Origin of the sequence: Mesorhizobium sp. B2-3-13 (genome assembly GCF_006442195.1) — a bacterium.
Lineage (GTDB): Bacteria > Pseudomonadota > Alphaproteobacteria > Rhizobiales > Rhizobiaceae > Mesorhizobium > Mesorhizobium salmacidum.
The window spans coordinates 1-10,506 of sequence record NZ_VFVQ01000044.1; the positions used below are offsets into that span (position 1 = coordinate 1).

General features: G+C 61.8%; 7 protein-coding genes and 2 pseudogenes. 1 reads left to right on the plus strand and 8 read right to left on the minus strand.

The features are described 5' to 3' along the window. Positions 1-169 (plus strand): annotated as a pseudogene (locus FJ941_RS28670) (adenylyl-sulfate kinase); the annotation flags it as partial. A 36-nt stretch (positions 170-205) separates the two neighbouring features. Here FJ941_RS28670 and FJ941_RS28675 read toward each other — a convergent pair. From FJ941_RS28675 to FJ941_RS29605, 8 genes and pseudogenes are all read right to left on the minus strand, one after another. Beyond that, positions 206-1,552, minus strand: coding sequence for an HlyD family type I secretion periplasmic adaptor subunit (locus FJ941_RS28675; RefSeq protein WP_140510947.1), 1,347 nt, complete (start codon positions 1,550-1,552; stop codon positions 206-208). After that, positions 1,539-3,308 (minus strand): type I secretion system permease/ATPase, encoded by a 1,770-nt coding sequence (locus tag FJ941_RS28680; protein WP_140510949.1) that lies wholly within the window; start codon positions 3,306-3,308, stop codon positions 1,539-1,541. The genes FJ941_RS28675 and FJ941_RS28680 overlap by 14 nt, the downstream gene beginning before the upstream one ends. A 356-nt stretch (positions 3,309-3,664) precedes the next feature. Then, positions 3,665-3,886, minus strand: a complete 222-nt coding sequence (locus FJ941_RS28685) for a DUF768 domain-containing protein (RefSeq protein WP_140510950.1) — start codon at positions 3,884-3,886, stop codon at positions 3,665-3,667. A gap of 13 nt (positions 3,887-3,899) precedes the next feature. After that, positions 3,900-5,633 carry an SEL1-like repeat protein gene (locus FJ941_RS28690; RefSeq protein WP_140510952.1) on the minus strand — a complete coding sequence of 578 codons (1,734 nt, stop codon included), beginning with the start codon at positions 5,631-5,633 and terminating at the stop codon, positions 3,900-3,902. Between the two features lie 48 nt (positions 5,634-5,681). Next, positions 5,682-7,088, minus strand: coding sequence for an HlyD family type I secretion periplasmic adaptor subunit (locus FJ941_RS28695; RefSeq protein ID WP_140510953.1), 1,407 nt, complete (start codon positions 7,086-7,088; stop codon positions 5,682-5,684). Positions 7,089-7,252: 164 nt separating this feature from the next. Beyond that, positions 7,253-9,538 (minus strand): peptidase domain-containing ABC transporter, encoded by a 2,286-nt coding sequence (locus tag FJ941_RS28700; protein ID WP_140510955.1) that lies wholly within the window; start codon positions 9,536-9,538, stop codon positions 7,253-7,255. 215 nt (positions 9,539-9,753) lie between these two features. Beyond that, entirely contained in the window at positions 9,754-9,930 is a 177-nt protein-coding gene (locus FJ941_RS29600) for a hypothetical protein (RefSeq protein ID WP_181166789.1), read from the minus strand. Between the two features lie 253 nt (positions 9,931-10,183). After that, a pseudogene (locus FJ941_RS29605) lies at positions 10,184-10,506 on the minus strand (hypothetical protein); the annotation flags it as partial.

Genomic DNA, 10,506 nt, shown 5'->3' on the forward strand with positions numbered 1-10,506 from the left:
CTGAATGGCGAGATCAAGAATTTCACCGGTGTCGATTCTCCATACGAAGCACCGGAGAACCCGGAGATCCATCTCAACACGCTCGGCAAGTCGCCTGAAGAGATGGTAGATGCCCTCTTCCACTTCGTCTGACGTCGAAGGGCGCAGGTTCGAAAATAATAGCGCCGTTTCACATCGGAGCTTCCGATATCCAAGATGCGGGGGGCTATCTCTCCCGGAAGGCGCGTTGGAACGAATCCACCAAGGGCTTGGTCAGATAAGCCAGAAACGTTCGTTCGCCCGTTGAGATGAATGTCTCGACCGGCATGCCTGGATAGATCTGGTCGGGCTTGACCTGCGGTGGCAGCTTGTTGGCCATTTTAAGCCGGACGGTGAAGTAAGGCAGTCCGGTATTGGGTGCCATCAGCCGGTCGGCCGAAATATAAAAGACCTTTCCGGACACTTTCGGCGTCGTGCGCGCGTTGAGTGCCGTGAACATCATGTTTGCGTCCTGCCCGACCCTGATTGAGTCGATATCTTCAGGCTTTATCCTGGCCTCGATGATGAGCTCGTTCGTGGTCGGCAGAAGCTCCATCGCGATCTCCCCGGCGCGGATGACGCTGCCTTCGGAATTGTAGAGCGAGCGCACGATGATGCCGTCCACAGGCGCCCGGATCGTCGTACGGTCCAGGACTGATCGCGCAGCGTTGATCTGTTCCTCGAGATCCGCGACCTCTGCCCGTGCTTTGTTCAGTTCGGTGACGGCATCCTCGACCCGGCTGGTTGTAAGCCTTTCAATCTGCTGACGCGCTTCCACAGTCTGGGTCGCCGAGCTGGCGATCTGCGCTTCCAGAGATCCCGCCTGTCCTACCAACTCGGCGGTACTGCGCAGAAGACTGGTATATTCGGAACGATTTGTGAGTCCTTTTTGTAGCAGGTCTTTTTTTCTTTCCGTCTCCTCGTTGACGATCACAAGCTGATTTTCCGCTGCCTTCTTTTGAGCCTTTAACCCCACAATGGCGTCCTGAAGTGCTGCCACCCTTTGCTTCAGTATCCCCTGTTCCGCGCCATAACGCGCTAGCCGCGCCTGAAATTCCTTGTTTTGCTCGCCGAAGACATCGCTATATTCTGAAGCGCCTGAATAGGCTCCGAGGTCACTGGACAAGACAATACTCTCAAGGCCGTCGCGCTCTGCTTCGAGCCGAGAAATCTCGGCTTTTTGTGCAACCCACTGCTTGAGAACCCGGTTGAGCTGGGACCGCGCCATCGTCGGATCGAGCACGATCAGGGCCTGGCCTCTTGAGACCCTGTCACCCTCGTGAACTCTAATGCTCCTGACAACGCCTCCTTCGAGGTGCTGGATCATGACATTCTGCCCTGCTGCGGCGACCACACCCGGCGCAATGGTTGCTCCAGCAATCGGCGCCGTGGCTGCCCAGAACCCGAAGCCAAGCACGAAAACGGCCACGCTTGCATATCCCGCCAGCATGATCCGATCTGTGCGTGTATCGATGTTGCGCTGCCAGCGATAAGCCTTGGCGCCAGCCTGGATGGTTTGGCTAGGGGCCGTCATTTGCGACTTTTACCTCTACGCGAGCCTGTGACGGGAAAGGCACCACTCCTTCATTGTCATGCGACTGAGCGGTCGCCGCTGCTGCCGCTCGGGCCCGTCGCTGAGCAAGTTCGTCGAGCACGTCCTTGGTCAAACCGTAAATCTCGACCTGACCGTTTAGCAGCATGAGGATGCGATCGCATTTGGAAGCGAGGGAGGGCCGGTGGGTAATGACGAGGACGGTCGTCTTTCGCGACCGCGCTTGGATGATCGCCCGCTCGAGCGCGGCTTCGCCGTCGGAATCAAGATTCGCGTTGGGCTCGTCGAGAACCAGTATCTTGGGATCGCCATAAAAAGCGCGTGCAAGGCCAATGCGCTGACGCTCGCCGCCTGAAAGGCGAACGCCAGCGGGGCCGATCACCGTCGAGTATCCGTTCCTCTGCCCCATGATCAGCTCATGTACCTGCGCCTTCCGGGCCGCTTGAACTAACTTCTCGTCGGATGCGTCCGGCTCAAAGCGCGCAATGTTCTGTGCGATGGTTCCAGGGAAGAGTTCCACATCCTGTGGAAGGTAGCCTATGTGACGGCCGAGTTCCTCCGGATCCCAGTTTCGAATATCGCCGCCATCGAGACGGATCGCGCCCGAACGGGGTTGGATTGCACCGACGATGAGCCGCGCCAGCGTCGATTTTCCTGCCTGGCTCGGGCCGACGATCGCGACGGTCTGGCCAGCGGGGACCTCGAAAGTCACACGCTTGATGAGCGGCATCGCACCGTCGGCCGAACCTGGAAGATGATAGACTATCTGATCTGCGCTCAACACTCCATCGGGACTCGGCAATGCCGGGTTTTCCTGCTTGTCCGGCCCGGATTGGGATACCGAAAGCCGCTTCCATGCAAGATTGGCGTCGGTGATCTGCCGCCAGCTTCCAACGATCTGATCAAGAGGTTGCAAGGCCCGCGCCGATATCATCGATGAGGCAAAGATCATGCCTGCGGTCATTTCATTGTGCAGAACCAGATATGCACCGACGCCCAATATCGCGATTTGCAGCACCGACCGCGTCGTGCGGGACACACCACCATAGAACGCGTTGATGCGAGCCAGTCCGTCGGAGGCGTGCAGTGAGTCGGAAAAACGGATCCCCCAGAACTCTATCGCGTTGGACACCATCCCGAGTGCGCGGACCGTTTCGAAGTTTCGCGCGAAGGCCTGCGCCGAATTCATTGAGGCGCTAAGATTGTCCGCCGCCTCCTTGCTGGGTCGCGAACTCGCGATCTGGTTCAGCACAGCGATGGCAACCATGAGAACCGCCCCGATAACCGTTACCAGGAAGAGCAACGGATGGACGAAGTAAAGCAGGCCCACGAAGATCGGCCCAAAAGGGAGGTCGAATAGAAAAAAGATGGTTCGCGAAGCGATGAATCCCCGCAGGGTCGCCAAGTCGCGCAGGGCCTGGACGTCGCCGAGACCGGCACGCGGACCGCTCATTGCCGCAAGAAATGATGATGCACCCAAAGAGACATCCAGCCGAGCGGCGAGCTGGCTCGCATATACGCTGCGCACGACTTCGAGTACGCCGAACAGCAAGAGCGACGATAGAGCAAGCAAGGTCAAATAGGCGAGCGTGTCGAGGTTGGCCGCAGGCAAAACCCGGTCATATACCTGCAGCATGTAGAGAGGCAGAATCAACACCAGGGTGTTCATTGCCGCGGAGAAGAGGCCCATTTCGACCACACTCCTCGACAGCACCCTTCTGTTCGTAAAGCTGGGCATCTAAATCGCACCCGGGGCAAACGATCACATTAGACAATCTGTATATATCATACGGTGTTGCGATGCCACCAGTTGAGATTCTTTTGATGGCCATGATGATGAACGCAAACGGGCTAGGCGATGCGATAATTGCGGTTGTCCAAGGAGCATCGAGGCGAGAAGCCGCGCCTCCTGCTATGACCGACCTATTTGCGCCGCAAATACACCCTGCCCCTCAGTGCGACTGAACGGGATTCCGCCAATTATGGCAACACGTCCAGGCTTATGAGAGTGCTTCCTCCTCCTTGGAAATCCCAAGCCCGATCGGCTACCCAAGGCTTAAGGTAACTCTTGCACCCGAGGTCGTGGCGTTGTGCCTAATCCGGCAAACCGGACGTGCGATCCTGGAGCGTGCGCATGGTCGCTTCGTAGACGCTTCCGATTTCTCGGTCGATCTCTTGGCGTGCGATGCCTTGAGCCTCTGCCGCCCGCACGGCGTCGGCCGCCATGGTGGTCACGACGAGGGCTGCGTCGTCAATTCGCGGCGGTAGATGGTCGCAAATCCATTTGCGTAGGAAATCAGAGGCGCGCCTGCTCATATTCCATTACACCTCAACCCGAGGTAGCCTCAGCGAATTCCTCGTCCGCCTCCACGATGCCATGTGCAGCCGCTCGCTCGAGCCAGAGGCGGCTGGCCAACGGGTCGCGCTCTCCGGCGAGTCCTTTGGCGAGATACCGGCCCAGCATGAGTTGGGCCTGGCCATGCCCACATTCGGCGGCGGCCGAGAACCACTTCTGCGCCGCCACTTGGTCGATCGGCAAACCCTGGCCGGAGCTGTGCAGCGCTCCGAGCGCAAACATTGCCCCGACATGACCGGCGGCGGCGGCTCGTTCGAACAACTGCACCGCGGCCTCTGGCGAACGATCGCCGCCACGGCCATTGAGCAGCATCTCCGCGAGTGCCACTTGCGCGTCGAGTATGCCGCCGTCGGCAGCCTGGGCAAACCAGGCGCGGGCCTGCTGCGCATCGGCCGCCACCCCGCGCCCATCCCTGAGGATGCGCGCATACATATATTGGGCCTCGGCCACGCCCTCAGCAGCGCGCCTTAGCCATTGCGCCGCCTGACCTTCGTCCTGGGGCACGCCGACGCCTTTGACGAAACAGAGGCCGAGATTGAATGCGGCGATCAGATCGCCTGAAGATGCGGCGGCTTCGAACCATCCTGCTACATTTGTGGTGTCGTCCGCCTCGCCAATCCCTTGCAGAGCGAGGTTGGCCATCTCGACTTGTGCTGCCTGATTCCCGCTGGTTGCGGCCGTGCGCAGCCAGCGTGTCCCCTCCTGCTCATCCCTGGCAACACCGTTTCCCGTTAGGTAAAGGGAGCCTAGGGCGCGAGCGGCGGCCTGATGACCCGCCTCGGCCGCCCGTCGATACCATGTTGCGGCTTCTGCATAATCCGGCGGTCGGTACTTCACGTTACGCTCCCCCAGGAGGTACGCCGCCTCGACGTTGCCGGCCAATGCGGCACGTCGCATCCACGCTTCCCCGGCCACAGGATCGAGGTCACCGAGGCTCCCCTCGATCATCGCCAATCCCAATCGGAATTGGGCCGAGGGCAGGCCTTGCTCCGCAGCCGCCTGATACAGCCGAGCTGCGGCAGCAAGATCGCCCGCGACGCCCAGCCCGTGCTCGGTGAAGATCGCAAAGAGGTAGATTGCGGTCGGCAGGCCAGCGTCGGCGGCACGACGTACCTCGTCAGCAATTCTGTCCCGTTCCGCGAGACCACCTTGCCGGGCCAGGGAAAGGGCAAGGCCGAGGCGTCCTTCGGCGCAGCCGGCCGCGGCCGAGCGCTCATACCAGCGGTGCGCTGCATCCGCATCGCGCATCGGTCCGGGACCCCTGGTGAGGATATAACCGAGGACTGCTTGACCGGTTGCCGAGCCTGCCTCGGCCGCCTTCGTGGCAAACTCGCGTGCCGCCACGAAGTCCGGCTCACCCAAGGTGTCTTGTTCGAACAGGCGTTGCGATGCAGGGCGCTTGACATCAGCTTCAGATGTCGCCAGTCCGCTCACATAGAGTGCGGCGAGGAGCGCCTGTGCATCGGCGCTCCCGCGTTTTGCCGCCCGCCCGAGCCACCGCGTCCCCTCCACGCGGCTCGGCGGCACACCCGAGCCTTCAAGATAACAACGCCCAACCCGATATTCGGCGTCGGCGATGCCCGCGCGCGCGGCCATCGCCATGAGCGGAAAAGCTTCCGAAGGCCTGCCGCTGTCAAAAAGCTGCACCGCCCGCCGCAATGCTGCCGCAGGGTTGGCGAAACCAGTCAGCCGATCCAGAATTGTCATCGATCCGAGTCCCTGATGTCCTCCATCTGGCCGCTGGCGCGCCGCAGCCTATGGCTCACGCATGGCTTCCTGGCCGATCGGCAGCATCGCGCCGAGAATATATTTGAGCACCGTGCGTTGGCCGACCTTGACGTCAGCGGTCACGGGCATGCCGGGGCTGACGATGAAACCGGCGGGTACCCCGTGCAGCGCGACCTGGTCGATGGAAATGCGAGTCCGATAGAATGGCTCGGCATCCGAGGGCAGCATGGCCAGGGAACTGTTGGGGTCGCGTGCTTGCTCCTGCGCAGAAAAGGAGTCCGGGCTGAGCGATCGCACAGTGCCGTGGGCGAGGCCGTATTGCGAATAGGGGAAGGTGTCGAACTTGATAACCACGGGGTCGCCGACGTGCACGAAGCCGCTGCTGCGGCCGACCACGTTTGTCTCAATCTCAAGCGGCGCGTCGGCCGGCACCAGCGTGATCAAGCGCTCACCCGACTGGAGGACCGAGCCGACCGAGACTTTCGCCACCGACTGGACGATGGCGTCTGCTTCGCTTTTCAACTCTACCAACTGCTTACGGAGCCTTGCCTTGTTGAGGAGTTCGCGAGCATCGGACATCCGGGAGGTCGCGTCGGACAGACCCTGTGAGACTTCCGCTCGCCAGCCTTGAATGTAGCCGTCGCGCTCGGCGGCCACCGCGGCCTGCTGGCGCTTGGCAGCCTCTGCTGTTTGCTCGGCATTGCCGAGCGCCCGCGACATCTCTGCCGAATTGTCTTCCGCGATAAGGGTATTGAGGCGGCTTCCCACCTGTCTTTCTTCCAGCTGTTTGCGCATCTGTTCTATCGATGCCGCGACCGAGAGCCGCTGCCGGTAGCCGAAGGCATCCGATTGAGAACGCGAGATCACCGAACTGAGTTCATCGCGTTGCCGGTCGAAATTCTCCAGCTTGGCCTCATAGACTGCCTTGCGGCGCTCAAAGATAGACGCCTGCAGGGTCCAGCTCGGGTCGAGACCGTCATAGTTGAAAGCTTGGCCGTCGGCCTCCGCCTTCAACCGCGCCACCTCTGCCTCAAGCGTCGCGACCTGCATCGCCAGCGACTGGAGGTCCGCCGAGGCAAAGGTAGCATCGAGGCGGGCAAGCAATTGCCCGGCTTTTACGTGCTGACCTTCGCGCACGTCGATCGAGCGGACGATCGCCGTCTCCAAAGGTTGCACAATGATGTTGGGCGATTTTGAAACCACCAGCCCTCTGGCCGTCACCACCTGGTCGACCGGTATCAGTCCCGCCACGGCGATCAAGGCAACCACCATGCTCGAAATAATCCAGACGACACCGCGCGCCGACCGAGGAATTGGCGCATTGGCGACCGCTGTCGACGGCCATTGGAATTCGAGAATGGCTGGTGTCGTCGGATCGCTCGCTTTTATCCGACGCAAGCGGGCGGGGTGGATGGTGAGAGAGGTGGTGGTCATGGCTTGCTGGACCTGGAGTGTAAGCACTCGAAGTACAAACTGTCTCGAATGAAACCGATCCCATCCATTCCATCTTCAGTCGAAGCGCGATGGCCAAAGGAACGGTTCGCCGTCTTGCGGGCGATCATTGTTGAAAGCTCGAATCGACCGCCGCGCGACATCGGTCAACCCGACCGCGGCGGTACGGCGACCGGACGGCCGTGGCGGCCATCGAGGTGCCGGTTCTGCTGCGCCCACAGCTGGCGGTAAAGCGCGCATCGTTCGAGCAGGATCGCGTGCGGGGCGACGTCGAGGACCTTGCCCTGCTCCATGACAAGGATCTGGTCGCACTCGGTGAGCGAAGAGAGCCGGTGCGAAACGATGATCATCGTGCGCCCGCTAGCGATGCGCATGAGATTGGCGCTGACGACCGCTTCACTCTCGGGATCGAGGGCGCTGGTCGCTTCGTCGAGGATAAGGACAGTCGGATTGTGGATGAGGGCGCGCGCGATCGCCAGCCGCTGCTTTTGACCGCCCGACAGATTGGGCGACCCTTCCTCGATGTATGTGTCGTAGCCATTCGGCATTCGTTCGATAAATTCTTCGGCGCCTGCCAGATGCGCGGCTCGCATCGCGTCGGAAAGCGTCAGGCCTGCGCGCCCGGCGATGATGTTCTCGCGGATCGACCCGCGGAACAGGAAATTGTCCTGGAGCACCACGCCGAGCCCCTGGCGAAGGTGACGCAGGTTGAATTCCTTGAGGTCGACACCGTCCAGCTTGAGGAAACCGCTATAGTCGCGGTTGATCCCCTGCAGAAGGCGCGCGATCGTCGACTTTCCCGACCCGCTGCGCCCGACAATACCGAACATGGTGCCTGCCGGAATGTTGAAGCTGACCCGGTCGAGCGCCGGCGTCCTGGTGCCGATATAGCTGAAGGTCAGATCCTTGAACGTGACCTCGCCGACGAGCCTCGGCCTTAAGCCCTGGGAATTCGAACTGCTCTCCAGTGGTCGGTTGAGGACCGACGACGCCTCGCCGATCGCTGCGCCGACCTCCTCGTAGTCTTCGATCAGCCGCGCCAGCCCGACAAGCGGTTGGGCGACGCGCTGGGAGATCATCATGAAGGCGAACAGGCCGCCTACCATATAGCCGGAACTGTCGTTCATCGCGAGATAGGCCCCAATCAGCATTGTGCCGAGCACCATGGCACGTTCGATCGGCGTTACCAGGGTCTGCGGCCAGCTGGCGAACTGCCCGAAAGCCAGACGCGCCCTTCCCGCCTCCGCCACCTGCTCGTCCCAAAGCGCCTTGCGTTGCGGCTCGAGACCTAGTGCCTTCACGGTCTTTATCCCGACGACAGTTTCGCCGAGTGCCGCCGATTTCCATGTCTCAGCTTCAATCACCCGCTGGTACCTCCGGCGCAGCGGCTTGAGGAAGGCAATAATGATCAGTACGATCGCGCCTGCGCAGGCGATCACGATCCAGGCGAGCTTGGCGTTGATGTAGAACATCACCGGTACCAGCACGCAGAGCGTTATCAGATCAAGGAACGTGCTGAGGAGTTTGCCGGTCAGGAACTCGCGGATGCGATAGACCTGGGCGAGATGGTACAGCGTCTCGCCGGCCGGATGACGCTCAAAATAGTCAAGCGGCAGGCGCAGGAGCCTACTGAAAATGTGCAGTTGCAGCTTGGTGTCCAGGCGGGCGCCGACGACGTTGATGATCAGCCGCCGTGCGTGGCCCAAGAGCGTTTCGTAGGCGAAGACGACGGCGATTATGGCCGACAAGAGCAACAGCGTCGAGACACTGTTGAACTGCAGGACCTTGTTGACCACCGTCATGACGATGAGCGGCGGCAGGATGGTAAGGACGCTGAGCGTGAACGAGGCGATGGCGACGTCACGCAGAGGCCGGCTTTCGAGCCGTACCAGTTCGGCGAGCCAGCCGAGAGTGAAAGGCGCGTCCGCCGCAACAGAGGATCGCGCATTTCGCAGCAGCACCGCCTCCCCCGTCCACACCTGCGACAGGCGCAACTCGTCGATAGCGATGGATTCACCGTCATCAGGCGCGTCCACGCCTTTGAGGAAGACCAGGTTGCGCTCGGCACTGGCCCCGGTGAGGATCCCCGCGCCGCCATCACTGAACAGCAGGACGACCGGCCCGGTATCCTGGAAGCGCAAGAGGTGGGACCAGCGAACGCGGACGGCGCGAGACCACATACCGCCGTTGCGCGCCCACTCGGACAGGTCAGCGGAGGTTGGAAACAGGCTTCCGCTCGCCGCCCTGAATTCGTCCGGGTCGAGCTCGACCCCGTGATAGCGGGCGACCCGCAACATCGCCTTGAGGCGCTGCCCGACCTCTTCAAACTCGGCGGGACCACCGGGAAGCCGCCCCGGTTCGGTCGTATCGGCTTCGATGCCGGCGCGGACCGCCACCGGCTGGATTTCGGCGCTCAGAGGGATATTCACCATGGGCTTCCCTCCGACACGCAAGCGCCGATACCCCAGGCGAACCGTCCCACCGATATCTCAAGCGGGGACTGATCCACGCCGAGCCGGCCGGTCGGACGGACCCGTCCCCGGTCAGAAATGACGGGCGAGCGCACCCTGCTTTCCGCAGAGCGCGCGCGCCCGTTTCTCAGCCTTGGACTGGTTCCTGTCGTGGTCTGTCCACTTACCATTCCTGCTCACTCATGCGGCTTCAGAATATCCTTCAGAGCCTTCTTCACCGTGTCGTCGCTGTTGGCGCTGCCCGCACCATGCTTGGGATCCGAGGTCAGGTCGGTGCTCGCACCCAGTGGCTTGTTCTGGTTCTGGCCAAATCCCCTGATCGTGTTGAGCACGTTCAGGAGGTCGGTCGTCACCGAACCGGCCGCTAGTCCGATGAGCTGGCGGAACGACGCAGGGCTTACGGCATCACTGTCGGTCGAGCCGGATTGCAGGAACTGCGTCGAGTCCTTGAGCCCGAGGGTGCTGGCCGTGACCGTGGCGGTGTGACCGTCAGGGGGACCATCCGCGTCAGTGCCATCATTGGGATGGCCTTTCCCCGGATTGCTGCTGTCGTTGTGGTCAGGATCGTTGCCGCCACCGTTGTTGCCATGGTGGTGGTCACCGGTCTCACCGCCAGGCCCCGTCGCTCCGGTCGGACCTGTCGGACCGGGCGCTCCGGTCGAGCCAGTTGCCCCGGTCGAGCCAGTCGCACCGGTTGCACCAGTCGAACCTGTCGCTCCAGTCGAGCCGGTAGCTCCAGTCGAGCCGGTCGAGCCTGTTGCACCAGTCGAGCCGGTTGCCCCGGTCGAGCCAGTCGCTCCGGTCGAACCTGTCGCCCCGGTCGAGCCAGTCGCTCCAGTCGAGCCGGTCGCTCCAGTCGAACCTGTCGCTCCGGTCGCTCCAGTCGAGCCGGTCGCTCCGGTCGAGCCGGTGGCACCAGTCGAACCTGT